The organism is Planifilum fulgidum, assembly GCF_900113175.1.
Taxonomy (GTDB): domain Bacteria; phylum Bacillota; class Bacilli; order Thermoactinomycetales; family DSM-44946; genus Planifilum; species Planifilum fulgidum.
Window position 1 is genome coordinate 21,203 of sequence record NZ_FOOK01000011.1, and the last position, 26,924, is coordinate 48,126.

Below are 26,924 nucleotides of genomic sequence, written 5' to 3' on the forward strand. Positions count from 1 at the left end.
TCATGGGGCGGAACTCCTTTTGCTGCGTTCATTTTTTGCCGGTGAAATTTGCAGAGGCACCGCAGTGGGGGCTGCAGCTGCCGGGCGGGCGAGCGGCCAACCGGAGGCGGACAACGTGCGGTCGATATTTACAAATAATTAAAAATTTGGTATTTTTTATTAAAACATTATCCAACTGGACAAGCGTCGGATCCCTTTTGACAACCCTTGTCCCCGGAGGTGCGGCGATGAAGAGAGTGGGCGCGAGGAAGGCTCTCAGCGTATTGGTGATGGTTGTCTTTCTGTTGCAAATGTCCTTTGTTCTCCCTCCCCCGGCGGCGTCAGCCCGGGAGATAAAGACCGACTTTTTTTCTTCCTTCGAGGAGGATGATTTGACCTGGGAAGATACGGTTGAAACCGATTCGAAGGGCAACAAAAGGGCGAAGGGAGTTGACGGCCACATCGTCCCCGAAGATCGCATCCCGGGGGATATCACCGAAAAGGTGAAAGAGATCAAGGCCAGTGCCAACAACCCGCCCCATGAAACGGATCAGCAGCTGATCGACGGCGATGTGACCACCAAATGGCTCGCCTTTGAACCCACGGCCTGGATCGAGCTCCGGCTTTCCGAACCGGAAGCGGTGGTGAAATATGCGCTGACTTCGGCCAACGACTATCCGGAGCGGGATCCCCGGGACTGGACCCTTTCCGGTTCCGAGGACGGGGAAAACTGGACCGTGTTGGACCGGAGAGAGGGAGAGCGCTTCGACGAACGCTTCCAGACCAAAGTGTACGAATTCGAGAATAACAACAAGTATTCCTATTATCGCCTGGAGATTACGCGGAACGCCGGCGCCAATATCACGCAGCTGGCGGAGCTGCAGCTTTCCAACGGCATCGAAGTGCCGCCGCCCCCGCCTTCCGATATGAAATCCCATATCGCATCGGGCCCGTCCAAGGCTTACACCGCCAAGCGGAACGCCGGCTGGACCGGCCTCCGCGCCCTGACCTACTACGGCACCCATACAGCTGAAGGCAGGGCCTACTCCTACAACAAGATTTACGAAGTGGACATTCTGGTTACGCCCGACACCCGGTTGTCCTATTACATCTTCCCGGAATTTACGGACAAGGATCACCTGGAGTATGCCAGCACCTATGCCTCCGTCGATCTTGCCTTTTCGGACGGAACCTATTTGAGCGAACTGGGGGCCGTGGATCAGCACGGGGTGAAGCTGAACCCGCGGGATCAGGGCGAGTCAAAGACGCTTTACCCGCATCAATGGAACTTCAAAAAGGCTCACATCGGCAAAGTGGCTGCCGGAAAAAGGATCAAGCGGATCCTGGTGGCCTATGACAATCCGAAGGGGCCGGCCGTGTTCCAAGGGCACATCGACGATATCCGAATCGAGGGGAAGCCGAAAAAGCAAACTTATTCCAGGCCCTCCGATTATGTGAACACCCTGCGGGGAACCCATTCCAACGGCACCTTCTCCCGGGGAAATACCTTCCCGGCCGTCGCCGTTCCCCACGGTTTCAACTTCTGGACGCCGGTGACCGATGCGGGATCGACCAGCTGGCTGTATCGGTACCATGAGCAGAACAACGAGGACAATCTCCCGGAGATTCAGGCCTTTTCGCTCAGCCACGAGCCCAGTCCCTGGATGGGCGACCGCCAGACCTTTCAGGTGATGCCGTCGGATTCCGCCGAAGGGGTTCCAAAGGCCGACCGAAGTGACCGGGCCCTGCCCTTCAAACGGGAGAATGAAATCGCGAAGGCCCATTACTACAGCGTGATCTTCGAAAACGGCATACGGACGGAGATCGCTCCCACCGATCACGCTGCCCTGTTCCGGTTCACGTTCAAGGGGGACCGATCCACCCTCATCTTCGACAATGTGAACAATAACGGCGGCATCCGGCTGGATCCGGAGAAACGTGTGATCACGGGCTACTCCGATGTAAAAAGCGGATTGTCCACGGGTGCCACGCGAATGTTCTTTTACGCGGAATTCGACAAACCGGTCCTCGAGAGCGGCCGGATTTCCGGCCACGGCCGGGATGATGTGATGGCCTATTACCGGTTCGACACCGGCCAGGGCGACCGGACGGTAACGATGCGGATCGCCACCTCCCTCATCAGCGTGGCGCAGGCCAAGAAAAACCTGAAACAGGAAATCTCCCCCGCGGACACCTTGGAAACCGTCAGGGAACGGGCCCAGAAACTGTGGGATGACAAGCTGAAGATCATCGAGGTGGAAGGTGCGTCCGAAGAGGATCTGGTGACGCTGTACTCCAATCTGTACCGCCTGTTCCTGTATCCCAACTCCGCGTACGAAAATGTCGGCACCGCGGACAAGCCCGTTTACAAGTATGCCAGCCCCTTTTCGCCGCTGGTCGGGGAGAATACGCCCACAAAGACGGGAGCCAAAATTGTGGAAGGAAAAGTCTATGTGAACAATGGCTTCTGGGATACCTACCGGACGGCATGGCCCGCCTATGTCCTGCTGACGCCCACCAAAGCGGGGGAGATGATCGACGGCTTTGTCCAGCATTACAGGGACGGCGGCTGGATCGCCCGCTGGTCTTCCCCGGGATATGCGGACCTGATGGTGGGGACCAGCTCGGATATCGCCTTCGCCGATGCGTACATCAAAGGGGTGACGAACTTCGATGTGAAAAGCTTCTACCAGTCGGCGGTGAAAAATGCCGCGGCGGTCAGCTCCGACCCGGGAACCGGGAGAAAGGGCTTGGTCACCTCCATTTTCAAGGGATACACCGACACCTCCACGCCGGAGGGCATGTCCTGGGCGATGGACGGTTATATCAACGACTTCGGCATCGCCAATCTGGCCAAGGCCCTGTATGAGCGGGGTGGGGACGATCCCGATCGTTCCCGTTACAAGGAAGATTACCTGTACTTTTTGAACCGGGCCCAAAACTATGTGCACATGTTCAACCCGGATGTGAAGTTTTTCATGGGCCGGACGCCTTCGGGCGCGTGGCGCGTCTCACCCGAAAACTTCGATCCCCGCGAATGGGGAGGGGATTATACGGAGACCAATGCTTGGAACATGGCCTTTCACGCCCCGCAGGACGGCCAGGGATTGGCCAATCTTTACGGGGGAAGGAAGGCGTTGGCCGCCAAGCTGGATGAGTTCTTCCGCACACCGGAGACGGCCCTGCCGAAGTTCAAGGGGCATTACGGCGGGGTCATCCACGAGATGAGGGAAGCGAGGGACGTCCGAATGGGCATGTACGCCCACAGCAATCAGCCCTCCCATCACATTCTTTACATGTACAATTATGCCGGCCAGCCCTGGAAAACCCAGGAGAAGGTGCGGGAGGTCCTGTCCCGGCTTTACACCGGCGGCGAAATCGGCCAGGGATACCCCGGCGATGAGGATAACGGGGAAATGTCCGCCTGGTACATCTTCAGTGCGGCCGGTTTTTATCCGCTGCGGCTGGGAACGCCGGAATATGTGATCGGCGCCCCTTACTTCAAGAAAATGACCATCCACCTGGAAAACGGCAACAAGATCGTCATCAATGCCCCGAAGGTCAGCGACAGGAACAAGTACATCCAAAGGGTCAAGCTGAACGGCGTCGAGTACAACAAAACCACCCTTTCCCATTTCGACCTCATCCGGGGAGCCACGCTGGATTTCGAAATGGGCCCCAAACCCTCCAAATGGGGGACCGGGGAGGAGGCCCTTCCGCCGTCTATCACCGATCCTGCCACCGACGGGTCATCCCTGTTGCCCCGCCCGATGAGGGATTTGACGGATCGCTCGGAAGGAGGCGGTGATGCCAGAGAGTTGTTCGACAATTCCTCGGATACCCGGGTCACCTTTGATACCGCTTCTCCCCGGTTGAATTGGCGATTTGCGGAAGGTCCGGAGAAGGTGAGGATGTACACCTTGACATCCGGAGACGGGTCTCCGGCGGAAGATCCGAAAAGCTGGGTGCTGAAAGGCTCCAGGGACGGACGAAACTGGACCGTGCTGGATGAAAGAAGCGGGGAATCCTTTAAGTGGCGCCGCCAAACCCGGGCCTTTGAGGTGAAACATCCCGGCAAATATTCCTACTACATGCTGGAAATCAACGAAAACAACGGAGCGGGTTCCACGACGCTGGCCGAAGTGGAATTGCTCGGATATGACGATGTGAATCGCTTTTTCGGAGCGGTCGACCAGCTGATCCGGGATTACAAGCAATCCGGGGAGCTGAAGGAGCCGCTCGTTAAGCAGTTGTCCTGCAGTCTGGAGCAGGCCGGCCGTCAAGAGCAAAAGGGGCGCACCGAACAGGCCGTCAAGCACATGGAGGATTTTCTCAAGCACCTGAACAATCAGGGGATGAAGGGCCGCGCGACGGACCGCGCGCGAAAGAAGCTGGCTGCGGAGGCCCATGCCTTGATCATCGCCCTGAGGAGATAATCATCGAGGCTTACATGGTTCCCCCCTTGCCAATCTGTTCACCGCCAGGTATAATCATCGTTACAAATTGGGGAGGGTGTCTAGGGTTCCGCCGTCCTCCGTGCGGACGGGTCCGGTCCGAGCGACACCAGGCGCGGATCGCGTCACACCGTAAGGATAAAAGCCTTTCGCGGCAGGTTCCCAATGGGAACCGGCGAAGGGCTTTTTGTTTTAGTCCGATAAAGAGATGAAGCGAAGGCGCGGACGCGCGGGGGAGGGGATGCGTTTCATCCGCGAAGCAGAGGATCTCGGGGGGTGAAGCGCGTTTTCCAAATGGTTTCAAGGGGGGATGTGTCCATGACGGTGATCCGGGCGGAGAATCTGACGAAAACCTTTTTGGTGAAGCGGAAGGCGCCGGGGTTTTGGGGCAGTCTTCAATCGCTGGTAAAACCCGACGCGGTCGAGAAGGAAGCGGTTCGCGGCATCAGCTTCCGGGTCGAAAAGGGGGAGACGGTGGCCTTTCTGGGGCCCAACGGGGCGGGCAAGTCGACGACGATCAAGATGCTCACGGGAATCCTGCATCCCACCTCCGGCCGGTTGGAGGTGCTCGGGATGGTGCCGCAAAGGGAAAGGGTCCGCCTGGCCTTCCGCATCGGGACGGTCTTCGGCCAGAAGTCGCAGCTCTGGTATCATCTTCCTCCCGCCGACACCTTCGCCCTGATGGCCGACATTTATGAACTGCCGGCGAAATCCTTCCGGGTGCGGCGCGACGAACTGGTGGAGTTGTTCGGACTGGGGCCCTATCTGCACACGCCGGTCCGCAAGCTCTCCCTGGGAGAGCGGATGCGATGCGAGATGGCGGTGGCGCTCCTGCACCGACCGGAGATTCTGTTTCTGGATGAGCCGACGATCGGGATGGACGTGGTGGTGAAGCAAAAAATCCGGGAGATGATCCGCCTCTTCAACCGGGAAGAGGGGGTGACGGTTTTTCTCACCTCCCATGACACCGGGGATGTGGAAGAGTTGTGCGACCGGGCGATCATCATCAATCACGGAAAAGTGGTGATGGACGTTCCGGTGCACCAATTGAAGCGGGATGTCTTGAAATACAAGATCGTCCATCTGAAACCGGGGGCGGAACCGGACGCCTTCGCCCTTCCGGGGACGGAGGTGCTGAAGCGAAAGGGAACGGGGCTGAAGTTGAAGGTGGATATTTTGAAAACGTCGGTGGAGGCGGTGATCGGTCGCCTGCTCGAGCGGTATCCGATCCTGGACATCAACGTGGAGGATCCGTCGATGGAGGATGTGATCACGACGCTTTACGAGACAAAAGGGGGGTGAAGCGTTGCAATGGGAGATGCGGGCCTTCCTGCGCAAGGGGAAAAAATATGCCGGGCTGTTTCGGATCCATCTGAAAAACCATTTCGCTTACATCCAGGACTTTCTGATCCGGACCCTGTTTTTGATCGTCGTTCTGTTTATCTTCACCCAATTGTGGGGAGTCACCTATGAGGTGACAGGCAAGGACCGGATCGCCGGCTTTTCCCTTCCCATGATGATGTGGTACCTTACGGTGACCGAGTCCATAATGATGGCTTACCCTCCGCTGGTGGAGAGGGTGGAACAGGAGGTGAAAAGCGGCCAGGTGGCCGTCACCTTGATCCGTCCCTTCAGCTACGTGGCCGCCCACTTCAGCGCTTATCTCGCCGAATTCATCCTGCGCCTTTTCATCAATCTCGCCATCGGCGGCGCCCTGGTGTTTCTCCTGTTCGGCCCGCCGGAGATGGGGCCCGGGCAGTTGGGGCGGTTTCTCCTCTTTCTGCCCGTGTCCCTCCTCATCCATTTCAGCTTCACGATGTGCATCGCCCTTTTCGCCTTCTGGTTTGAAGAGGTGCAGGGCTTTCATCTCATTTACACCCGCCTGCTGATGACCCTGGGCGGGATGATGCTTCCCCTGGAGATTTTTCCGGAATCGGTGGAGCGGTTGGCCCACGTTCTTCCCTTTCAGGCGGTAATCTACCTGCCCGCCAAGATGATGGTGACGGAACCGGGCGGCTTGTGGTGGAGCCTGTGGCTGAAGCAGATCGGATGGGCGCTCTTCTCCCTCGGGTTGATGGGGGTCATCTACCGGCGGGGGGTGCGGAATCTTGATCTCAACGGCGGTTAAAAAGGGATGGGTGATGTTCCGCTTCCTGTGGGCCTATTGGCGGGCGAACTGGCAGGGGGCGATGGAATTTCGCGCCAGCTTTCTGACCCAGGCGGTGTCGATGCTGCTTAACAACAGCGTCTGGATCGTGTTCTGGTGGCTCTATTTCAGCCGGTTTCCGGTGGTGAAGGGCTGGACCATGGAGGATATCCTCTGGTTGTGGGCCATCGCCGCCGGAGCGGTGGGATGGGTGAGCGCCTTTTTCGGCAACGTTTTCCGCCTGGCTCACATGATCGCCAACGGGCACCTGGACCTTTATCTGACGATGCCCAAACCCGTGCTCCTTCACCTTCTGGTCAGCCGGATGAGCTTTTCCGCCTGGGGGGACATCCTGTTCGCCTGGATCTTGTTCGCCGCGATCGGAGAGGGATGGCTGGATCTGGTGAAGTTTCTGGCGGTGCAGCTTCTGGGCGGCATCATCGTTTTGGGTGTGATGATTTTGGTGCAGTGTTTGGCCTTTGTCATCGGCAACGCCGAGGGGATCGCTCAGCAGGTGCAGATCGCCCTGCTCACCTTTACCACCTATCCCATCGACATTTTCAGCGGAGTTCCGCGGATCCTGCTGTTTACCGTTCTGCCGGCGGGGCTGATCAGTTCGATGCCGGTGACCTTCATCCGCGATTTCAGCTGGTCGGCCGCCTTGTGGGCGGCCGGAGTGGCCATGTTTTTCCTTCTTGCGTCGGTGTGGCTGTTCCGCAAGGGGTTGCGCCGATATGAGTCCGGCAACATGATCGGTTTGAGGATGTGAAAGGGGGGCGGGAAAGGCCGCCGGAGAAGCCGGAGGAAAACCGTTTGCCGGATCTGATGACAAATCCGGGGCGCCGCGGCGCTCCCGGATTTTTTCATGCTCCTGCGGGCCGATCCGCGGTCAAAAAATGGGCAAAAGATGATTCTGTGAACGGCGTCAATATGTGAAATTTATCACATTTAAACCGACGACCTCTCCTTATAATGTATTGTAGATTGGGAGATAGCCAAAATATAAATGTGAACATATCAACAAAGAAGCAAGGAATCGGCTGCCCGAAAGGAAGGAGAGGGGAAAGGTGCCAGCCATTCGAAAAACGGCCGAGGAAGCGATTCGTCTCATCAAACCGGGTTCCACCGTGATGGTGGGCGGATTCGGCTTGTCCGGGGCTCCCCTGCGCCTCATCGATGCGTTGGAGAAGGCGGGGGTCCGGGAATTGACGGTGATTTCCGACAACATCGAGCGGCAGTCTTTGGGGAAGTTGGTCCGGGCGGGCATGGTGAAAAAAGCGATTGGAACCTATTTCACCACCAATCCGGACGTGGTGGAGGCCTATTATGCCGGAAAAATCGAAGTGGAGCTGCTTCCCCAGGGGACCTTCTGCGAGGCCATCCGGGCCGGCGGCAGTGGCATTCCCGCTTTCTACACGCCGACGGCGGCCGGAACCGATCTGGCCAAGGGGAAGGAAATCCGTTATTTCGACGGCAGGCCGTATGTGCTGGAGCGGGCGCTCAGGGGGGATGTCTCCCTGATCCGGGCCCACAAGGCGGACGAATTGGGGAACCTGGTGTATTACAAAACGGCCCGCAATTTCAATCCGCTGATGGCGATGGCCTCTGATTGGGTCATCGCGGAAGTGGATGAGATCGTTCCCGCGGGCAGTCTGGATCCGGAGGCGATTGTCACCCCCCATGTCTTTGTTGATATTCTGGTGACGGAGTGAGGCCAATGAACCGAAAGGAACGAATACGGCACATTATCGCCAAAAGAGCGGCACGGGAGCTGAGGGACGGGGATGTGGTCAACCTGGGCATCGGGATCCCCACGCTGGTAAGCGATTACATCCCACCGGGGGTGACCGTTCACTTCCACACGGAAAACGGCATGCTGGAAGTGGGGCCGACCCCGCCGCCGGACCGGGCCGATCCGCAGCTGATCAACGCCAGCCGTCAGCCGATCTCGGAACTTCCCGGCGCCTCCTACTTTGACAGCGGCCTTTCCTTTGCCATCATGCGGGGAGGACACTTGGACGCCACGGTCATCGGAGCCCTGCAGGTCAGCCAGAAAGGGGATCTGGCCAGCTGGGCCATCCCGGGAAAACCGATCCTCGGCGTCGGCGGGGCGATGGATCTGGTGGTGGGGGCCAAGCGGGTGATCGTGGCCACGACCCATCAGACCAAAGACGGACAGCCGAAGATTCTCCCGGAATGCACGTATCCCCTGACGGCCCGGGAGGAAGTGGACGTGTTGGTGACGGAACACGCGGTATTCCGCTTTGAAAAGGGAAAAATGATCCTCGTCGAGATCGGGGATCACCTGACGCTGGAGGACCTGAAGTCGATCACCCCTGCCGAATACGAAATCCATCCGCATCTCAAAGTGGTGAACCGGTGGGAAGGGTTGGAGTGAAAAAGGCGGACCGCCTGTGCGATGAACAGGGCTTTTTCGTCTGGCGGTCCCATGAGGCGGGCCGGGTGCATTGAAACGGCTTTGGATACGATCTTTATTCAGCCGGGCAAGTGAATTGCCCCGGCTTTTTTGTTTCCCGCGGTTGACAGAAGGGTTTATAATGTATATATTGTATATGAACACTTAGTTCAATATTATCACTTGACCGAAGAAGGACGGGCCATGAAGATCGTTCTGTCCAACACCAGCAAGGAGCCGATTTATGAACAGATCCAGCGGCAGATCAAAGAAAGCATCCTCCGGGGAGAATTGAAGGAGGGGGATCCCCTTCCCTCGATCCGCCAGCTGGCCAGGGACCTGCGCATCAGCGTGATCACCACCAAGCGGGCCTACGATGAGCTGGAAAAGGAGGGCCTGATCACCTCGGTGGTGGGCAAGGGATCCTTTGTGGCGGGGCAAAACCGCGCCTTTCTCCGGGAGAGCCGGCTGAAGTGGATCGAAGAGCGGTTGGCCGAGATCGTGTCGGAAAGCAAAGCGCTGGATATCTCCCTCGAGGAGCTGAAGGAGATGCTGACCCTTTTGTATGAGGAGCGATGACGGGGAGGAGGAGTATTCATGGAAGAAGTCGCCGTCCTGGACCAAGTGAGCAAAGCATACCCGGGCTTTCGGCTCGGCCCCCTGTCGCTCACCCTCCGGAAGGGATACATTCACGGTTTTATCGGGGCGAACGGAGCGGGGAAAACGACGACGATCAAACTGATGATGAACCTGATCCGCCCGGATGCAGGCCGCATCCAACTGTTCGGCCTCGATCACCGGGCGAACGAAAGGGAGATCAAGGAGCGCATCGGCTTTGTGTATGCGGATAACCACTTATATGATGATTTGACCGTCGACCAGATCAAGCGGATCACCTCCTCCTTTTACCGGCGGTGGGATGAGGAGGCGTTTCAGGGGTACTTGAACCGGTTTTCCCTACCGCCCCGAAAAAAGATCAAGCATCTGTCCAGGGGAATGAAAATGAAACTGGCCATCGCCCTGGCCCTTTCCCACCATGCCGAACTGATCATCATGGATGAGCCCACCTCCGGTCTCGATCCGGTGGTTCGCCATGAAATCCTGGAGCTGATGGCGGAACTGATTCAGGACGGGGAGAAAACGATCTTTTTCTCCACCCACATCACGTCGGATCTGGAACAGATCGCCGATTACATCACCTTCATCCACGACGGCCGCCTGTGCTTCAGCCTGACCAAGGAGGAAATACCGGATCGCTTCCAGGTGGTCAAGGGAGGGACGGAGCTTTTGGATGCGGATAAGCGGAAGCTGTTTCTGGGCCTGCGGGAGACCCCCTACGGCTTTGAGGGGCTGACGGATGACCCGGAGGGGGCCCGGGCGGCGTTCCGGGACAAGGTTTTGTATGAAGCCCCTTCGCTGGAGGAGATCATGGTTTACACCATCAAAGGAGATGCCCGAAGCGCGCGGGGGGATGTCCGGTGAAAAGTTTGCTGTATAAAGATTATCTTGTCCTGCGCTTCTTTTTGATGTATTTTCTTTTGTTTACAATTCTTCTCTTATTAACCGGGTTTATAAAGATCCACGCGCTGTTGCCGATGGTCTCGATCGTGGCTTTAATCATCCCGTTTCAACTGACTACGTCGGAAGACAAAAACAACAGCCACATCTTTGTAAACAGCCTTCCCGTCAACCGCAGCGCGGTGGTTTGGGCCAAATACCTCTTTACTCTTCTCGTGGGCGCCCTTTTGATCGGTGCGGCGAAGATGGTGGATGTATTTTTTGCGCTCCCGTCCGAAAGGGATTTTTGGGATCTGCTGATCGCCTTTGTGGGGATCTGCGGTTTCACGGCGGTTTTTTACCCGCTGTATTATTGGCTGGGACCCAACTTCGTCAAGATCGGCCTGTTTGTCACCTTTATCGTCACCTTCGGTGTTGCGCCGATGTTGTACAATATGGGGGTCAAGAACAACTTCTGGGGCCTCCTGGAGGTGTTTGAGTCGTACCCCTCCCTTTTCTGGGTCGCCGTTTTGCTCGCCTTTACAGGGATCATGCTTTTTCTCTCCCTGCTCCTGTCGTCCTGTCTCTACCGGCGGAAGGATTTTTGAACCGCGATGCCCAGACGCTTCTCCGCACGGTGCGTTCTTTATGAGACGCCCTGGAAAAATGCGTTTTTTGCCGGGAGGCTTTCCCCATGATGGAATCATTGCCCGGAGAGATCGGACTGCTTGTCCGCGGCATGAATTGGGAAAAAAATGAGGTCGGGAAGTCTGGCGACGAGGTATACCGCCTGACTTCCGGAGCGCGGAACTTCTATTTGAAGGTGAAAAGGATCGGAAAAGAGGCGGCCGCGGAAACGTTAAGGCGCGAAAGCGAAGTGCTGAATTGGCTGAAGGGAAGACTTCCCGTGCCCGAAGCGGTGTGCTATCACCAAGACCGCTCGAAAGAATATTTGTTGATCACGGAAGTGCCCGGGTTTGCGGCGATGGAGACGGGGTGGGACAAGAAGAAGGTGGTGTGCCGGTTGGCGGAAGGTTTGAGGCGGATTCATTCGCTGCCGATCGACTCGTGCCCCTTTGTATATCCGACCGGCGCGCTCATCCGACTGGCGGCGGAGAGGATCGGGGCGGGGTTGGTGGATGAGGAGGATTTTGATGAATGCCGAAAGGGTAAGCGGGCGGAGGAGCTTTACGAAGAGCTGGTCCGAAGCCGGCCCGCCCGCGACGACCTGGTGTTTACGCACGGCGATTATTGCCTTCCCAACGTGATCCTGTCCGACTCCGGGATCGGCGGCTTCATCGATTGGGGGCGAGGCGGTGTGGCGGACCGCTACCGGGATCTGGGCATCGCCGCCAGGAGCATTACGCACAATCTCGGCGAAGGGTATGTTCCGTATTTCTTCGGATTTTACGGGTTAAAGAGGGTGGACTTTAAGAAAGTGAAGTTTTTTCAGCTGATGGATGAGTTTTTCTGAATCCGTAAGTGACGGTTCGAAAGGAGCCTGCTTTGTCCGGGGAAATGATGGAAATGACGGACGTGATCCCCGATTTGGAGGACCGTGCTTGGCCGTCTGGCGGCTTTCGCCCGCAATGATGTTTTCCGGGTGGACTCGCAATCCCCGTCGGGTCGGTCGCTGCGCTCCGGTTTCTTCGCATGGTCCCGGTCCGTTATTTGCGGCTTCTTTCACAGGAAGAGAAACAGCTTCAGCTCCTGCTGCCTGCGCCTTCTCCACATCTCCGAAGTTGTGCGACGCTCCCGGCGGATCCGGATGGCGAAGATTTGGGCACAAAATGGAAAGCCGAGTGACTCTGAATGCCGGCGGCGGTTGAGCCGCTTTCTCTTTTTCCCGGGCGGGAAAGGGATGTAAAATGAAAGAAAAGGTCGGCGATTCGGGAGGGTAAAGATGCGCATCGTCATCACGGGTTCGACGGGGCTGGTGGGGACGCGGCTGGCGGAGTTTTTTCAGGAAGAAGGGCGTCAGGTTCTCCGGCTTGTCCGGAAATCCGGCCGGGGGGAACCGGGAACCGCCTATTGGCAGCCGGAGACGGGGGAAATCGACGCCGAGGCGCTGGAGGGCGCGGATGTCCTCATCCATCTGGCGGGGAAGAGCATCAACGGCCGGTGGACAAAGAGGCGGAAAGAGGAGATTCTCCTCAGCCGAACCAGGGGGACCCGGCTGATCGCAGAGACCCTGGCCGCTTTGAAGCGGCCCCCCGGGGTGTTTCTTTGCGCCTCGGGGATCGGCACGACCCGCGAAGGCGGCCGGGAGGTGGATGAGAAGGACTCCGCCGGTTCCGGCTTTTTGTCCGGTGTGATCAAGGAATGGGAGAAAGCGACGGTTCCGGCGAAAGAAGCGGGCATACGGGTTGTGAACATGCGCTTCGGCATGGTGCTCAGTCCCCGGGGAGGAGCCCTGAAGCGAATGCTCCCGGCCTACAAACTGGGCCTGGGCGGCCGCCTCGGTCACGGGAGACAGTGGATGAGCTGGGTGGCGTTGGAGGAGATTCCCCATGTCGTCCGTTTTCTGATCGAGCGGGATGAGGTGGCGGGTCCGGTCAACGTCGTCTCTCCCAATCCGGTGTCCAATGCCGAATTCATCCGGGCCCTCGGAGGGGCGCTTCGGCGTCCCGTCGCCTTTCCCGTGCCGGCCTTCGCTGTGAAGCTGATGTTTGGAGAGATGGGGGAGGAACTGCTGCTTTGGGGCAACCGGGCCATTCCGAAAAAATTGCTGGAGGTGGGCTATTCGTTCCGGTATCCCGATCTGGAGAAGGCCCTTCGGGAGATGCTGGGATGAAGCGGCAGAGATGAGGATGGTTTTAAGGCGGCAAGGGATTTCCGCCGTCGTATGAATGAAGCGGTGAACCGGTCGTCCCGCCGGCGAAAGGGGAAAAGTGGCGGAGAAGCATCTTCACCGGTGACGGGCTTAAGGAATAGATCGGGTAAGCCATGAAACGGACAGACGGGGGGGTCCCCCGTTTGATAACGGAAACACCCCGGTTTGAAGGGCCCCGGATTCTTTGCCGCATGGACCGGAGCGGACATCGTTTCCGCTTTGATCGCGGCTGGCAGCCTGGCGAGGACGGCGATCTTCGGGTGAATGGATGCAAAGTCCGATTCGGCAAGAGGTTTTTTCCGACGGGATGAGCCGTCACCGTTTCTTTATTTGCGGGCTTGGCGTGCGCTTCACGCCGGCGGGGGCGGTGCCGGCCCGCGTCTCGGATTTTTTTGAATCAACGAAAAATCGGGAGAGAAAAAATGTTTGTCAGGCTCTTTGCGGCGTGTGACGACGGGGAAGCCGCGCTGGACATCTATCGGGATGCATTGGCTGGGATGAAGGAGTATGTGGAAAACGAGAACATCATTGATGTCAAACCCTATTGGAAAATGAAGGGGATTTTTGTTGTCGAAGCGGAATTGCATTTGAAAAAGGAATGGAATGGCGAAAAGTTGAATCAGTTTATGTCGTCCATTTCCGACACATGGCTGCGGTTTGGCGATCCGGCGGATGAACTGTTGGCTTCGGTCACCGCCGAAGGTTGCACCGGGATGAAGAGAGGCGTTTACATGATCAACATCCATTTTTCATAACTCGCAGCCCGGTCGCGGAGAAGGGACGCAAAGGATGCAATGGAAGCGGAATGATTCCACAGACGACGAAAGGATGAATCCAATGGATCAGGCAAAATCCTTCCTAAACATGAAACACCCCCACACCGTGGACAGCTTGGCGGCGGAATTCCGACGGCTGGGCCTGAAGGAGGGGATGACGGTGATCGTCCACTCATCCCTCAGCTCTCTGGGGTTTGTGTGCGGCGGCCGGTGGCGGTGGTGCAGGCACTGATGAAGGTGGTCACCGAGGAAGGAACTCTTGTGATGCCCGCCTTTTCCCCGGATTATTCCGATCCGTCCCGGTGGGACAATCCGCCGGTGCCGGAGACCTGGTGGCCGGTGATACGGGAGGCGATGCCGGCCTACGATCCGCAATACACTCCGACTTGGAACATGGGAAAGATCGTCGAAGTGTTTCGGACCATGCCGAAAGTGAAGCGGAGCCGTCATCCCAGTTTTTCCTTCGCCGCCTGGGGAAGGGATGCCGACGCCGTCATTGAAGGCCATTCCCTCGATTTCCCCCTGGGAGAGCGGTCCCCGCTGGCGCGGATTTATGAGCGGGCGGGTTGGGTTTTGTTGATCGGCGTCGGATTTGACAACAACACCTCTTTTCACCTGGCGGAACATCGGCTGGGAACCCGTCCCGTCCACCTGGAAGGAGCCCCCCTTTTGGTGGAGGGGGAGCGCCGCTGGGTGACGTACCGGGATATTCAGCTGATGACGGAGCGGTTCGAAGAGTTGGGCGCGGATTTTGAAAGGACGGGTAAGGTCCGGGTTTCCCGGATCGGATTAGGAGAGGTGCGTCTGTTCCCCCAGCGGGCGGCGGTGGATTTTGCCCTGGAGTGGTTTCGGCGGCGCGAAGCCGATCCCGCGGCGATGATCGGGGATTAAACGGGGGAAAAACGGGCCGGGCGGAACCCGGCGAAGATGGTGCCCTTGAGGGTCGGCCGAAGCCCGAAACAGATCCGGCGGTGCCGGATCAAAAGGAAGCGGGACGCGGCTTACCCTGTTCCGCTTCCGTTCGGCGCGCCGCATCGGCGGCGAAGGTCCGAGGCCAAGGACTTCGTGCCCGGGGATAGAGAGGGCCCATCAAAAAACCGGCGCTGTGCGCCGGTTTTTTCGCAGGATCCGGACGATCTCATCGTTTGATCAGTTTGAAGGCATCCGCCACGACATAACCGGGGGTGGAGGTCCATCGGGATACGCCGATGAAATAATCGGTGCCCTGTGACAGGTTGAAACGGCCCAGGTAATTCCATTTTCCGCCGTTGAGTTGCTGGTTGACATAGACCGTTTGATATCCGGACGTGGTTTTGATGACGACGGGCGTTCTGGAGTTGTAACCGCTGTTGGCCGGCCACCAGCCGTAAATATCATAACTTCCGGAGGAAGGGACGGTGATTTGATACCAGAAGGGATCGCTGGCCAGAAGCGGTTCGGCAAAACGATAGTTGCTTCCGTACTTCTGGGAGTTCCAGGAGCTTGTCCCCCACGCGTCGCTGGCCAGATGGGGCCCCGTGTTGTCAAAGACGAATTCCTCGGACTGATTGACCAAAGACATGTAGTAATTCCAATCCCAGTGGGGTCCCGGGTCGGTGTGGGTGGCTCCGGGCACTTCATTGTGTCCGATAATGTGGTTCCGGTTTTTGGGAATGCCGTATCGGTCGCACAACCAGCGGGTCAGATTGGCGGAAGCGCGGTACATGGCGTCCGTGTACCAGGCCGGATCGCTGACATAGCCTTCGTGTTCGATTCCGATGCTGTGAACATTGTAGTTCCAGTTCCCCGCGTGCCATGCAATATCTTTATTTTGCACCATCTGCGTGATCTCTCCGTCGCTGGAGCGGATCACATAGTGGGCGCTGACCTTGGAGGAGGGATTTTGGAACCAGCTGATGGTGCCGCTGTAGGATCCCTGGGTGGTGTGGATGATGACGTAGTCGATGGAATTGCCGTCGCTTTCACGGTTGGCCACCGTATAATTGGAGCTTGAAGCGGGAACCCATCGGGCGCCGGGATAATCCGGTGTCGCCTGTTTTTCCATGGATTTTTCGGCATCTTCATACTTGCCCTTGTGGGGGGTAACGGGCGTCGGCGGAATGAAAAGGTCCTCTCCGTCAATCACCCGTTGCGCCCCTTGATTGATCACCTTGAACACTTCATCCGCGTACCATTTGGCGGCGATTTCCGAGGACAGTCCGCTGTATTCCGCGACGGGCACATACCAGTCGGCCAGGTTGTTCGGACTTGTCCCGCCGTTGTGTTTCTTCGCCCGTTTCGCCAGGACGGCGGCGCCTCCCCGAATGTTTTGTTTGATGTTTTTCTTCAGGGTGGATTCGGGAATGCCCAAAAGCCGGCTGGCCTCTTTCAAGGATTGGTTGGAGGGATTGTCGGCCAGGTGCATCAATCCGTAGCCGTTGAGCTGGCTGGGTTTCCCCTTGTGGTCTTGCCAACGGGTCTCCACATAACTGACCGCCAGCAAAATTTCGACGGGAACTTCAAATTCATCGGCGGCCTGTTGGAAGGTTTGATACAGACTTCCCGGCCGATATCGATCGGACGCGATCCCGACCGCAGGGCTCAGGGTGAAAAAGAGCAGACTGAACAGAAGGATCGGGATTCCCCACTTTTTTCTCACGACGGCTTCCCCCTTGTTTTGTGAAATGACTTCCTCTGCTACAATTATATTACAATTTTATTTTTATAGACAATAACAAAAAATATATATTGTGAGATAAATATGAAGATTATTCGCGGATAAAAAAGCGGGGGAGAATTTCAGGGGAAAGCGGGGCGTGGGGAAAGTGATCCATTTTTCTGTCGATGGAGGGGAAATGTCTGCAGACGGGGATAGAAGAAGCAGACCGGCTTTTTTTGCCTTGCCCGGAAACGGCGGGGCGGCTTTGCGGGGTTTTCCTTTTCCCTAGTAACGGATCTCAAACTGTTGAAAACCGGCAGGCTCCGCGTCGCGAATGTCCAGATGGGTGACTTTTGAAGCCGGACTTCCTTTTTTGACCGCTTCCACGAACGGTTCCATCCGGGAGGCCGGACCCTCCGCGTCAATCTCCACGGTGCCGTCGGGAAGATTTTTCACCCACCCGTGAATGCCGAGGCGAAGCGCCTGTTGATACACGTGGTAGCGAAAACCAACACCCTGGACCCTTCCGTGCACGACGATCCGCTTTCGAACCATTTGTCTTCATCCTTTCCTGGGCAATGAGGAGCGCAGTTTGAACGCAGTGAGGGTTCCGTAAAAACTATTTCCACAAAGGCCCGAAACCTACACTTCGACGCCTTTGCCGGCTGTCGGGAAGCGTTTTTTCACTATGAGACTTTCGCGTTCACCGCCGCCTTTTCGTCCGACAGGGGCCGGGTGAGGGGAAAGGCGAGCAGGATCAAAGTCAGGATCAAACCTGTGACCCCGAACCATCCGAAGCAGCTCCAAAACCACCCGCCCAAGGTGCCGAACACGCTGGAACCGGTGTAATAAAAGAAAAGATACAGGGACGCGGCCTGCGCCTTTGCGGTTTGGGCCGTGCTGCCCACCCATCCGCTGGCGACGGAGTGGGAACCGAAAAATCCGAAGGTGAACAGGGCGAGCCCCGTCACTTTGCACCAGAGGGGCGGAAGCAGGGTCAGTGCCGCCCCGGCCAGCATCACCGCAAGTCCCGTCCAGAGCACTTTTTTTCGGCCGCGTCGATCGGCTTCCCTCCCCATCCAGGCCGAGCTGAAGGACCCGGTGAGGTAAACCAGGAAAAGCCAGCCGATGAGGGAGTGGCTGAGGGAATAGGGCGGGGCGAGGAGGTGGAATCCGATATAGTTGAACAGGGTCACAAAACTTCCCATCAGGACAAAGGAGACGAAAAAGAGCCGCAGGAGCGACGGATTTTTCAGATGGCGTCCCATCGACATCAGCAGCTCCCTGGCGTCGGGCCGGCGGGGTTGAAAGTGGTTGGACGGGGGCAAGGCGCGCCAGAACCAGAGGCTGAGGAGAAGGTTGATCCCGCCGATGGCGGCCAAGGCCAGCCGCCAGGAAAAGAGGTCCGTCAGGGTGCCGCTCAGCACGCGCCCGGCCAATCCCCCGATTGAGTTGCCGCTGATATACAGTCCCATCGCCATTCCGAGGCTGGAAGGGTCGATTTCTTCCCCCAGATAGGCCATCGCCACCGCGGGCAATCCCGCAAGGAGGATTCCCTCCATCAGGCGGAACAACAGGAGGAAGGAAAAGTTGGGGCTCCAGGCGGTCGCCATCGCCAGCAGGGAAGAAAGGAGAAGAGAGGCGACCATGATCGGTTTCCGCCCCCGGCTGTCGGAGAGGGAGCCCAAAAACAACATGGAAAGGGCCAGGGAGGCCGTGGTCACCGACAAAGCCAAACTTCCCATCGCGGGCGAAATGGCAAAATCCTGTGCAAATACGGGAATCAGCGGTTGCACGGCGTACAGGATGGAAAAGGTGACAAATCCTCCGGCAAACAACGCTCCGTTGGCCCGACGGAAAGCGGGCGTTCCTTCGGTGAGTCGGCTCATCCTTCGGTTTCTCCCCGTGTTTTTGCATCCCATTATAACGATGGGGGACGAATTTTTGCAAACGCGCTCCCGGAACCTGTCGGTGTTCGGAGCCGACGCCCCGTCATAGGATAACAGGGAGGAGGTACAAACCGTGATGGATGGTTCTCCGACGGGAAGGAGAGGATAGGTCATGACCGAGGAGATCCGGCAGTTGGAGAAGGCCATCGAGGAGATCACCGGGATCGCCCGGAAGTTTCAGCTCGATTTTTTTCCGATGCGCTTCGAGATCTGTCCGGCGGACATCATCTACACCTTCGGGGCATACGGCATGCCGACCCGCTTTTCCCACTGGAGTTTCGGCAAGGCGTTTCACCGCATGAAAATGGAATACGATCTGGGGCTCAACAAGATCTATGAACTGGTCATCAATTCCAATCCCTGCTACGCCTTTTTGCTCAAGGGAAACAGCCTGATTCAAAACAAGCTGGTGGTTGCCCATGTCCTCGCCCATTCCGATTTCTTCAAGAACAATGTCCGCTTTTCCAACACTTCCCGGGACATGGTGGAAACCATGGCGGCCAGCGCCGAACGCATCCGCTTTTACGAAATGAAGTACGGAAAGGAACGGGTCGAGGAGTTTCTCGACCACGCCCTGTCGATCCAGGAGCATATCGACCCCAGTCTGATCAAACCCCGGCGGAAGGCGGAGCAAAAGAGGGAGCAGCCGGGAAGGCGGATGAAAACGCCCTACGACGATTTGTGGAGTCTGGACGTTGAGCCGGAGAAAAAAGAGGAGGAAAAGCCGGCGCGGAAGCGTTTTCCGGAAACGCCGGAAAAGGATCTGCTCCTCTTTATCATGCAGCACAGCCGGATTTTGGAGGACTGGCAACAGGACATTTTGTCCATCCTGCGCAATGAGATGCTCTATTTCTGGCCTCAGCTGGAGACCAAGATCATGAACGAGGGATGGGCGTCCTATTGGCACATCCGGATTCTCCGGGAGATGGATCTGACGGAGGAGGAAACGATCGAATTTGCCAAGTTGAACGCCGCCGTGATCCAGCCCTCCGCCACCTCCATCAACCCCTACTATTTGGGACTGAAGATCTTTGAGGACATCGAGCGGCGCTGGGATCATCCCACGAAGGAGGAGCGGGAGAAGTACGGGCGCCTTCCCGGAAAGGGAAGGGAAAAGATTTTTGAAGTGCGGGAATTGGAGTCCGACATTTCCTTCCTGCGCAATTACTTGACCAAGGATTTGGTGGAGGAACTGGATCTGTATGTGTTTGAGCGGACGGGCGACGCGTGGACCGTCACGGACAAGGATTGGCGGCGCGTCCGGGACCAGCTGGTCGCCAGCCGGGTGAACGGCGGTCATCCCTATATTGTCGTCAAGGACGGGGATCATCTCCGGAACGGGGAGCTGTACCTGGAACACCGGTACGAGGGGATCGAGTTGGACCTGAAATACCTGGAGAAAACCCTGCCCCACGTCTATGCGTTGTGGGGAAGGCCGGTCCACCTGGAGACGGTCGTCGAGGATCGTCCGGTCGTCTTCAGTTACAATGGGAAAAAATGCACCCGACGGTTCCTTTGACGGGACCGCGCGGACGCGGTCGGGCGGGGGAAGTCCCCCGCCTTTTTTGTTTTGGACGGGGGAAGGGGGAGCGAATCGTCTATAGGCTGATTTTACAGAAAATAATGTAAACTGGTTATAATTACATAATATATCAACTGTTATCTATGTTACCATTTAACGTGATTACCGGATGCTAGTCCGAAGGCCAAAGGAGGTTGCCATGCAGTTTTTTAAACGCTTCAGGAAAGTCTTGTGGATGGGAGCTCTGACGCTGGTTGTGTCTGCGTTCATTCCGGGCGGGACAAGCTATGCGGCTGCTTCTAAAAGCGCCCACGACCTGATTCAAAGCATCTTCAATCGGGTCGGGCTGAAATATGAGGTGCCGAAGGCGAAGCCCGAAACACCTTCGAAGGGAGAAGGGGTGAATCCGGCACCGGCGCCGGCGCCGACACCTCCGCAACAGGAGGAGAGCAAACAGCAGCAACCGGTCAAGCCGGAGCAACCGGAGACTTCCACCCTGGCGGACAGGATTATCAAAACCGGTGAGAAGTATCTGGGGACGCCTTACAAGTACGGAGCCTCGTCCAATCAGACAAACTATTTCGACTGTTCTTCCTTCGTCCAGCGGGTGTTTAAGGAAAACGGGATCAACCTCCCCCGCTCCTCAAGACAGCAGGCGAAGGTGGGAACCTATGTCCCCAAAAATCAAATTCAAAAAGGGGATCTGTTGTTCTTCACCACGAGCTATTCCCCCAACCAGATCGCCCATGTCGGCATTTATGCCGGAAACAATAAGATCCTGCACACCTGGGGCCCCGGAGGCGTCCGCTACGACGATTTGAACGGCATGAAGTGGCTGCGGGAAGGATATGTCACGGCCCGCCGGGTCATCAAGTAAAAAATCCGCCGAATGAAGCGAGCCCTCTTTCCCTGAAGGGAAGGAGGGCTTGGTGTTTTTCGGCGGGAAGGGGGCGGGGTGCCTTCAGGCGCCGGCGGAGGTTCCCCAGGGGACTTCCTCCGGATTCCAGTTCCCGCCGGCCAGGCAGAGGGTCGGCTTGCCGGTGGGGCCGCGGATCAGCCGGAAGGCCACCAGCCCGCAGGAAAAACAGAGCTTCAGACTGGGAAGGTTGTCGCAGGCCACCCGGGTGTACACCTTTTTCAGCGATTGCAGCGAGAAGGCGAGCAATCGCTCCCCGATCCGGCGGTTGCGGTGATCCGGGTGGACGACGATGAAGGATTCCTCCAGTCCGTAGGAGCCGAAGGCGATCACTCCGACGAGCCGTTTTTCTTCCGTGGCGATGGCCACCAGCGTTCCCTGTTTCCACCGGGTGTGGGGAAGGCGGCGGAACCAGCGGAGAGCGCGGTGGGTGATCCGGCGATCCCCGTATTTTCGGCAAAAGGACAGGAGAGAAGGTCGGATGGCGGCCATTTCCTCCGGAGTCAGGGATTTGATTCTCACGGGGATGCCCCTCCTTTTCCGCGGGTTTCCTGAAAGCCGCTCAGGTAAAGAAAGTATTGGATCAACCGCTTGAGGGAACGCTCCCGGATATCGGGTTCATCAAATTTCATCGGTTTGGCGTTGGCCTCGAAAAACCACAGCCGTCCGCCTTTTTCGATTCCCATGTCGATCGACATCTCCCCGATGCGGCCTTCCTGGCTCCGCTCGATCTGGCGGGCGATGCGGAGGGCCGTTTCCCCGATCCGCCGGAGGACGTCCCGGTATCGGTCCCCGAAGACGGCCTTCAGGACGGTTTGACGGTTTTCAATGGTGCCGCCCATCGGCACGTGGGTGGATATGGCATCCGGGCCTGCCACGCGGATGCCGATGCCCGTGATGCCCCACTCGCCCTTTCCTCCTTTTTGCAGGAGAATCCGCAGATCGAAGGGGCGTCCCCGAAAGGTGGCCAGGGGAACGCCCTGCTGCCATACATAAGAGCGCGTGCCCGCCACCCGCCGAAGCAATTTCAACAGGCCCGCCGCGTTCTCCGCCGGAAACCGCTTTTTTTCCTTGAGGGTTTGGAGAACCACTTCATATCCCGAACGGTTCCGGGCGATGCGGATCATTCCGTTGCCGGCCAGTCCGTCGTTGGGTTTCAGGAAGACCGTCGGAAACCGCTTCAAGATGTGAAGCGGGGGATGGTCGGCATTCCATTTTCCCGTCGCCGGCACCAGCTCGGCCAGCTCTTCCGATTGTCGAAGGAATTGGTAGAGGGACCATTTGTTGAAAAAACCCGGGTTGAACAGTGGGATTTCCAGGGTTTTCCCCAGATAATGCAGGGCTTGCTGTTCCCCCTTCCGCTGTTCGGCGGTCCGGGTGGGAATCCGGTTGTACACCACGTCCGGCAGGGGAAGCGTCGCCGGGATGAACTGGTCTCCGGTCTTCAGCGGCCGGTGGATATAACCGCGCACCGTCGGTTTTCCCGGCTGTATGCCGCCGGGGGTGAGCACGAAAATCGTCACCCCCATTTTTCTTCCCGTGCGGATCAGGTCGATGAAATTTTTCCGGTTTCCCCGGAAAGTGCGATTTCCGTCGGATGTCAGGATGGCGATGAAGGGTCCCGCTTTGTAACCGTGGGAATGGGTTTTCAGAAGTCGGACCGGCAAAAAGGTCGCGGATGGCACAGATCCGCGGTGCGGAAGGACCGGAATTTTCACCTCCGTGCGCCCGCCCAGGATCAGGCGGAGCTGTTCCGGCAGCGATTGCTTCCCGTGGCGGGAAAAGGGGATAAAGGCCGACGGCTTTCCGGACCCTTGAACGGCCAGCCAGCCCGCGGTGGGATGCGTCACGGTGTACCTCCTCCCCGTCAAAGGAAATTGGCCAGTTTCAGACTGTATTCGGTGATGTAACGGGCGGAGCGCCAGCCTGCCTGGCGCAGGCTCGGATGATGGAAGATGTGCCGCCCCGGTTTGGAATTCACTTCAAACAGCCATACCCGAAGGTCCCGGTCCACTCCGATGTCCATTCCCAATTCGCCGAGGGGACCGTTTACTTGACGTTCCAGGGTTTTGGCGACCCGGATGGCGGCGTTGCGAATGTCGACTTCCACCCTCGGCGCCTCCGGTCCAAACACTTTGCGCAGAAGCTCCGGGGCGGATAGCAGCGATCCGCCGGTGCGAACGTGGGTGGTGACGCTGCCCGGGCCGGCGGCCTTTGCGCCGATTCCGACGATCTGCCATTCCCCTGTACGGTCCTTGTGCAGGTGAACCCGGAAATCGACCGGGCGTCCCTGGTATTTGATCAGGCGGATTCCCTGCTGAACCAGGTAGCGGTGAATCCGGGATTTCTGATTGCCGAAGGCGTGGTGAATCAGTTTTTCCAGCGAGCGGAACCGGTACAAACTGTTTTTGTCGCCGTTGCGAAAGCGGCAATAGTACCCTCCGTTCGGGTCGCGGGTGATGCGAAAGATGCCCAGTCCCAGGCTTCCGCCGCTGGGTTTCAGATAGACCATTCCGTACTTGGCGATCATGTGGCGAATGGTTTCGATGGAAGGGGACAGGAAGGTTTCGGGGATCAGGTCATAGGTGTCCGGGTGCCTGCAGAGGCGTTCGTGCACCGTCCACTTGTTGAAAAAGCCCTGGTTGAATATCCGCGAATGTCCCAGACGCGTCAAGCGTTCGCGACATACCTGGACCTGGGGCAGGGATTCGGATTTGCGGTTGGGCACCCGTTCGTAGATCACATCGGGGAACGGGGCGGTCATCCGGACCCAGCCCCAGTTTCCCGACTCGTCTTTCCGGTAAAACCAGCCGGAAATCGTTCGATTGGCCCAGTTGACCATCTCCGGCGTGAATACATAGAAAAAGGGTCTTTCCTCCATGCCGGCCAGGATGAATTGGCGAAACAGGGATGATCGGCTGCCGAAGGGCTGGGACGGCGAACCGGTGAAGCCGGTGGTCAGGATGGCGAGGACCGGCCCCAGCCGGAGCTGCCGGTTTGCGAAGGAAGCCCGGGTTTCTCCCAGATAGGGAATCGCCAGCTGCCGGACGATCGATGGAGGCAGATAGATGACGGGTTCCTGCCCCCGAGTCCCCACGACCCGGCTGATCAACGTTTTGTTGCCGAGGCGGATTTTGATGGATTGCCCATGGATGCATCCCCACCGGTTCATCAGGAATTTCGAAAGGATGACGGCTTTGGTGGGGGCGTTGGGTACGAGGCGAAGTCGGCAAATGATGGAGTTCATGCCTTACCCTCCCGTCTGCCTGTTGAAAATCACATGAGCCACTCGGATCGGAAGAAGGGTCGCCCGTCGGTAGACATCCTTTTGTCCCGTGAGGATGAAAACGCTGCGACCGGGCTTGGAATTGACCTCCAGCAGCCATACGCGGCCGTCGGTGTCGATCCCCACATCCAGCCCCAGCTCCAAAAGGCGTCCGTGATGGCGTTCGATGTGCGGGGGAACGACCGCCGCGAGCCAGCGGATCTTTTTCAGGATGCCCTCCACCTGGTCCCGGCGGAAGTGGCGGAGAAGAAAGGGAACCGCCCGCTCTGCCCGGCCCCCTCCGTGCAGGTTGGAGGTCAGGGTGTGGGGTTTTCCGGTGCGTATGGCCATTCCGGTGGTGACCCATTCGCCCCTTTCGTTTTTCTGGATCAGCATGCGCAGATCGTAGGGCCTTCCGTCCGGGGTATTCAATCGGAGGTAGGGTTGCATCACGTAACGGGTGGTTCCGACGAAGCGGATCAGCCATCGTTTCAAGGCGGCTTCGTCGCTGAAGGAGAGGTGGAAGCATCGGTTTTCCCTGGTTCGGCCGTGCACCAGATAACCGCTTTCGGTTTGCTTTATGGCGGCCACGCCCCTTCCGTGACTGCCGCCGTTGGGTTTGATCACGATATTTCGATGGTGTCGGAGAAAGGAGAGGGCCTTCTCGGGCCCTTCCCATCTTTGGGTGTCCGGCAAGTGGGGCCGGAGCGAAGCGTTGCGGGACAGGATTTTATGGGTGTCCCATTTTCCGACCAGTCCCCGGCCGAGCAGCTGGACGTGGGGATCCTGGTCCAGTCGCATGACAAAGGGTTTGTATTCCCGGTATTGGCTGCTGTGGGTGTAGAAGCAGCGGTCGTAAACCAGCGACGGCAGGGGATGTTCACCGGCCACCCACCGGTTTTCTTCCGGCGAGTAGGTCCATCCTTTCACCCGCCTTCGGTTCCAATCCACCTGTTTCGGGGAAAAAATCAGCAGTCCGATGCCCAGGCGCCTGCCTTCCAGGGCGAGGCGTTTGAAAAAGCCCGCTTCGAGGAAGGGCGGGGACCTGCGAACCGTGCAGACAATGATTCCGAGGGTCCTCATATTCGTTTCCTCCCGGCAGCGTTTCGGGGTTGTGGGAACGGACCCCTGGCGTGTGCGAATCGTGTCAAATACAGGGTGTATTCGATGAGACGGATCACTGAAGGGCGCGTGGTCAAGGAAGGATTGATGACGGTGTCATCGGTTTTGGAGGGTTTGGAATTTATTTCCAGAAGCCATATTTTCCCCGATTTGTCGACGGCCAGGTCGATGCCCAGCTCGGCGTAATGGCCGTCGACCAGCTCTTCAAAGGTGTTGGCCACCTCCAGCGCCGTTGACCGGATTTTGGAGATGGACGGTTTGGATTGATGGGGGTCCAGCTCCGCGAGGACGTCGGAGGCTTTCCGAACGGTGCCGCCGCGGGCCAGGTTGGAGACGATATGCTGATCGTTGGCGATCCGTCCGACCACGGAGGTGATCGCCCAGTTGCCGTGTAGATTTTTTTGAACCAGGACGCGGAAATCGACGGGACGCCCCCTGGAGGTGACCAAGTGAAGTCCCTGCTGGATCAGGTAAGAGGAGCCTTTCACGCGACGGTTCAAGTGGGTGATGGCCGTATCGACCTTCCGGTACACGCGGGTGGTCGTTCCGTTGGCGGTGGCATATTGGCAGACGATGTAACGCCCGGTTTTGATGAGGCGGATGATGCCGGATCCGAGGCTTCCGTTGGTCGGTTTGAGATAAAGGATGCCGTGGCGGTTCAGCATGGGCCGGATGCGATGGGGATGATAGGGATGGGTTTCCGGAAGCATGTTCTGCATGCGGGGATCCCGCATCAGGGTTTCGTGGACCTGCCGCTTATCCAAAAAGGTTTTGTTGAAGACGCAAACCCCGTGCTGCATGCGCAAAAATCGGAGGATGTTCTGAAGGCGCGGTCTTCTTTCGATTCGCCGGGAAGTGATCCGGTTGTAAAGGACATCCGGAAAGGGAAGCTCTCTTAATTGCCACTTCCGGCTCTGGAACAGCCACCCCTTGGTGGTGCCGTTTTCCGCCATGATTTGCTCCGGCGTGAAAACGGCAACGCATACCCCCCGTTCCTGGCCGGTCAGGGCGCATTCCTCCAGAAAGCGGGTCATGGCGCCGAAAATCGGTTGATTCGGCGTCGCTTGGGTGTTGATGAGGATCCCGAGGAAGGGGCCGATGCGCAGGCAGTGCGACTGGGGGTCGTAGGACGCGCACAGGGAGAGGTGATCAGGCAGTCGCAGGGAACGGGCCAGCTTAGAACTGATCCGGATCAGGGAGGATTTTGCCGAATGGACGGCGATCCACCCCTTGGCGACTTTGGATCCGAATTTAACCCAGACGGGGAAATGGGCAAGGTGCAGTTTTTCCGCCAGGGAACGGCTCATGACCATGTTGATGCTCTGAGGAAAAGTGTGGTCGGGCACGACTTGGATTTCACAGCGTGCAAACCCCATTCGGGATCCCCTCCGGCGTGAGCTGACTACTTCAT

General features: G+C 57.8%; 22 protein-coding genes and 1 pseudogene. 15 read left to right on the forward strand and 8 right to left on the reverse strand.

The window, feature by feature from the left end; all coding sequences use genetic code 11:
• Positions 1-227 precede the first annotated feature (227 nt).
• From BM063_RS07920 to BM063_RS07985, 13 genes and pseudogenes are all read left to right on the forward strand, one after another.
• Positions 228-4,415 carry a GH92 family glycosyl hydrolase gene (locus BM063_RS07920; RefSeq protein ID WP_092037676.1) on the forward strand — a complete coding sequence of 1,396 codons (4,188 nt, stop codon included), beginning with the start codon at positions 228-230 and terminating at the stop codon, positions 4,413-4,415.
• A gap of 336 nt (positions 4,416-4,751) precedes the next feature.
• Positions 4,752-5,735 (forward strand): ABC transporter ATP-binding protein, encoded by a 984-nt coding sequence (locus tag BM063_RS07925; protein ID WP_092037807.1) that lies wholly within the window; start codon positions 4,752-4,754, stop codon positions 5,733-5,735.
• Between the two features lie 4 nt (positions 5,736-5,739).
• Positions 5,740-6,561 (forward strand): ABC transporter permease, encoded by an 822-nt coding sequence (locus tag BM063_RS07930; protein ID WP_092037680.1) that lies wholly within the window; start codon positions 5,740-5,742, stop codon positions 6,559-6,561.
• Complete coding sequence (locus BM063_RS07935) at positions 6,542-7,348, forward strand: ABC transporter permease (RefSeq protein WP_245752170.1); 807 nt, start codon at positions 6,542-6,544, stop codon at positions 7,346-7,348. Before BM063_RS07930 ends, BM063_RS07935 begins: the two co-directional genes overlap by 20 nt.
• 298 nt (positions 7,349-7,646) lie before the next feature.
• Complete coding sequence (locus BM063_RS07940) at positions 7,647-8,291, forward strand: CoA transferase subunit A (RefSeq protein ID WP_092037686.1); 645 nt, start codon at positions 7,647-7,649, stop codon at positions 8,289-8,291.
• 5 nt (positions 8,292-8,296) lie between these two features.
• Complete coding sequence (locus BM063_RS07945; protein ID WP_092037689.1) at positions 8,297-8,977, forward strand: 3-oxoacid CoA-transferase subunit B; 681 nt, start codon at positions 8,297-8,299, stop codon at positions 8,975-8,977.
• Between the two features lie 222 nt (positions 8,978-9,199).
• Complete coding sequence (locus BM063_RS07950; RefSeq protein WP_092037692.1) at positions 9,200-9,574, forward strand: GntR family transcriptional regulator; 375 nt, start codon at positions 9,200-9,202, stop codon at positions 9,572-9,574.
• An 18-nt stretch (positions 9,575-9,592) separates the two neighbouring features.
• A complete protein-coding gene (locus BM063_RS07955; RefSeq protein ID WP_092037694.1) occupies positions 9,593-10,477 on the forward strand; it encodes an ABC transporter ATP-binding protein in 885 nt (294 codons plus the stop codon).
• Positions 10,474-11,100, forward strand: coding sequence for an ABC-2 transporter permease (locus BM063_RS07960; RefSeq protein WP_092037696.1), 627 nt, complete (start codon positions 10,474-10,476; stop codon positions 11,098-11,100). The genes BM063_RS07955 and BM063_RS07960 overlap by 4 nt, the downstream gene beginning before the upstream one ends.
• A gap of 86 nt (positions 11,101-11,186) precedes the next feature.
• Positions 11,187-11,966: an APH(3') family aminoglycoside O-phosphotransferase gene (locus tag BM063_RS07965; protein ID WP_092037698.1), complete on the forward strand. Its 780-nt coding sequence runs from the start codon at positions 11,187-11,189 to the stop codon at positions 11,964-11,966.
• A gap of 429 nt (positions 11,967-12,395) precedes the next feature.
• Positions 12,396-13,286: a TIGR01777 family oxidoreductase gene (locus tag BM063_RS07975; protein ID WP_092037702.1), complete on the forward strand. Its 891-nt coding sequence runs from the start codon at positions 12,396-12,398 to the stop codon at positions 13,284-13,286.
• Between the two features lie 461 nt (positions 13,287-13,747).
• Positions 13,748-14,080 (forward strand): hypothetical protein, encoded by a 333-nt coding sequence (locus tag BM063_RS07980; protein WP_092037704.1) that lies wholly within the window; start codon positions 13,748-13,750, stop codon positions 14,078-14,080.
• Between the two features lie 82 nt (positions 14,081-14,162).
• Positions 14,163-14,992, forward strand: a pseudogene (locus BM063_RS07985) (AAC(3) family N-acetyltransferase).
• Between the two features lie 247 nt (positions 14,993-15,239).
• On the opposite strand, the gene BM063_RS07990 reads toward BM063_RS07985, so the two are convergent.
• From BM063_RS07990 to BM063_RS08000, 3 genes are all read right to left on the reverse strand, one after another.
• Positions 15,240-16,739, reverse strand: coding sequence for an N-acetylmuramoyl-L-alanine amidase (locus tag BM063_RS07990; RefSeq protein ID WP_092037706.1), 1,500 nt, complete (start codon positions 16,737-16,739; stop codon positions 15,240-15,242).
• 285 nt (positions 16,740-17,024) lie between these two features.
• Positions 17,025-17,294, reverse strand: coding sequence for an acylphosphatase (locus tag BM063_RS07995; RefSeq protein ID WP_092037708.1), 270 nt, complete (start codon positions 17,292-17,294; stop codon positions 17,025-17,027).
• Between the two features lie 131 nt (positions 17,295-17,425).
• Positions 17,426-18,628 carry an MFS transporter gene (locus BM063_RS08000; protein ID WP_092037710.1) on the reverse strand — a complete coding sequence of 401 codons (1,203 nt, stop codon included), beginning with the start codon at positions 18,626-18,628 and terminating at the stop codon, positions 17,426-17,428.
• Positions 18,629-18,800: 172 nt separating this feature from the next.
• On the opposite strand from BM063_RS08000, the gene BM063_RS08005 reads away from it, so the two are divergent.
• Positions 18,801-20,207, forward strand: coding sequence for a SpoVR family protein (locus BM063_RS08005; protein WP_092037712.1), 1,407 nt, complete (start codon positions 18,801-18,803; stop codon positions 20,205-20,207).
• 202 nt (positions 20,208-20,409) lie between these two features.
• Positions 20,410-21,087: a C40 family peptidase gene (locus BM063_RS08010; protein WP_245752171.1), complete on the forward strand. Its 678-nt coding sequence runs from the start codon at positions 20,410-20,412 to the stop codon at positions 21,085-21,087.
• A gap of 84 nt (positions 21,088-21,171) precedes the next feature.
• On the opposite strand, the gene BM063_RS08015 is transcribed toward BM063_RS08010, so the two are convergent.
• The 5 genes from BM063_RS08015 to BM063_RS08035 are packed head-to-tail and all read right to left on the reverse strand — an operon-like array spanning position 21,172 to position 26,889.
• The gene (locus tag BM063_RS08015; protein ID WP_092037716.1) at positions 21,172-21,648 is read right to left on the reverse strand and encodes a GNAT family N-acetyltransferase; all 477 of its coding nucleotides are present in this window, start codon (positions 21,646-21,648) and stop codon (positions 21,172-21,174) included.
• Positions 21,645-22,976 (reverse strand): YheC/YheD family endospore coat-associated protein, encoded by a 1,332-nt coding sequence (locus BM063_RS08020; protein ID WP_092037718.1) that lies wholly within the window; start codon positions 22,974-22,976, stop codon positions 21,645-21,647. Before BM063_RS08020 ends, BM063_RS08015 begins: the two co-directional genes overlap by 4 nt.
• A 17-nt stretch (positions 22,977-22,993) precedes the next feature.
• On the reverse strand, positions 22,994-24,373 hold the full coding sequence (locus tag BM063_RS08025; protein WP_092037721.1) for a YheC/YheD family endospore coat-associated protein: 1,380 nt from the start codon (positions 24,371-24,373) through the stop codon (positions 22,994-22,996).
• Positions 24,374-24,376: 3 nt separating this feature from the next.
• On the reverse strand, positions 24,377-25,474 hold the full coding sequence (locus BM063_RS08030; protein WP_092037723.1) for a YheC/YheD family endospore coat-associated protein: 1,098 nt from the start codon (positions 25,472-25,474) through the stop codon (positions 24,377-24,379).
• On the reverse strand, positions 25,471-26,889 hold the full coding sequence (locus BM063_RS08035; RefSeq protein ID WP_177199048.1) for a YheC/YheD family endospore coat-associated protein: 1,419 nt from the start codon (positions 26,887-26,889) through the stop codon (positions 25,471-25,473). Before BM063_RS08035 ends, BM063_RS08030 begins: the two co-directional genes overlap by 4 nt.
• Positions 26,890-26,924 lie beyond the last annotated feature (35 nt).

Excerpts from the sequence above, each read along its gene's own strand:
- BM063_RS07920 (WP_092037676.1), top strand. The coding sequence starts at position 228 with ATGAAGAGAGTGGGCGCGAGGAAGGCTCTCAGCGTATTGGTGATGGTT.
- BM063_RS07925 (WP_092037807.1), top strand. The coding sequence starts at position 4,752 with ATGACGGTGATCCGGGCGGAGAATCTGACGAAAACCTTTTTGGTGAAG.
- BM063_RS07945 (WP_092037689.1), top strand. The coding sequence starts at position 8,297 with ATGAACCGAAAGGAACGAATACGGCACATTATCGCCAAAAGAGCGGCA.
- BM063_RS07950 (WP_092037692.1), top strand. The coding sequence starts at position 9,200 with ATGAAGATCGTTCTGTCCAACACCAGCAAGGAGCCGATTTATGAACAG.
- BM063_RS07955 (WP_092037694.1), top strand. The coding sequence starts at position 9,593 with ATGGAAGAAGTCGCCGTCCTGGACCAAGTGAGCAAAGCATACCCGGGC.
- BM063_RS07965 (WP_092037698.1), top strand. The coding sequence starts at position 11,187 with ATGATGGAATCATTGCCCGGAGAGATCGGACTGCTTGTCCGCGGCATG.
- BM063_RS07975 (WP_092037702.1), top strand. The coding sequence starts at position 12,396 with ATGCGCATCGTCATCACGGGTTCGACGGGGCTGGTGGGGACGCGGCTG.
- BM063_RS07980 (WP_092037704.1), top strand. The coding sequence starts at position 13,748 with ATGTTTGTCAGGCTCTTTGCGGCGTGTGACGACGGGGAAGCCGCGCTG.
- BM063_RS07995 (WP_092037708.1), bottom strand. The coding sequence starts at position 17,294 with ATGGTTCGAAAGCGGATCGTCGTGCACGGAAGGGTCCAGGGTGTTGGT.
- BM063_RS08000 (WP_092037710.1), bottom strand. The coding sequence starts at position 18,628 with ATGAGCCGACTCACCGAAGGAACGCCCGCTTTCCGTCGGGCCAACGGA.
- BM063_RS08005 (WP_092037712.1), top strand. The coding sequence starts at position 18,801 with ATGACCGAGGAGATCCGGCAGTTGGAGAAGGCCATCGAGGAGATCACC.
- BM063_RS08010 (WP_245752171.1), top strand. The coding sequence starts at position 20,410 with ATGCAGTTTTTTAAACGCTTCAGGAAAGTCTTGTGGATGGGAGCTCTG.
- BM063_RS08025 (WP_092037721.1), bottom strand. The coding sequence starts at position 24,373 with ATGAACTCCATCATTTGCCGACTTCGCCTCGTACCCAACGCCCCCACC.
- BM063_RS08030 (WP_092037723.1), bottom strand. The coding sequence starts at position 25,474 with ATGAGGACCCTCGGAATCATTGTCTGCACGGTTCGCAGGTCCCCGCCC.
- BM063_RS08035 (WP_177199048.1), bottom strand. The coding sequence starts at position 26,889 with ATGGGGTTTGCACGCTGTGAAATCCAAGTCGTGCCCGACCACACTTTT.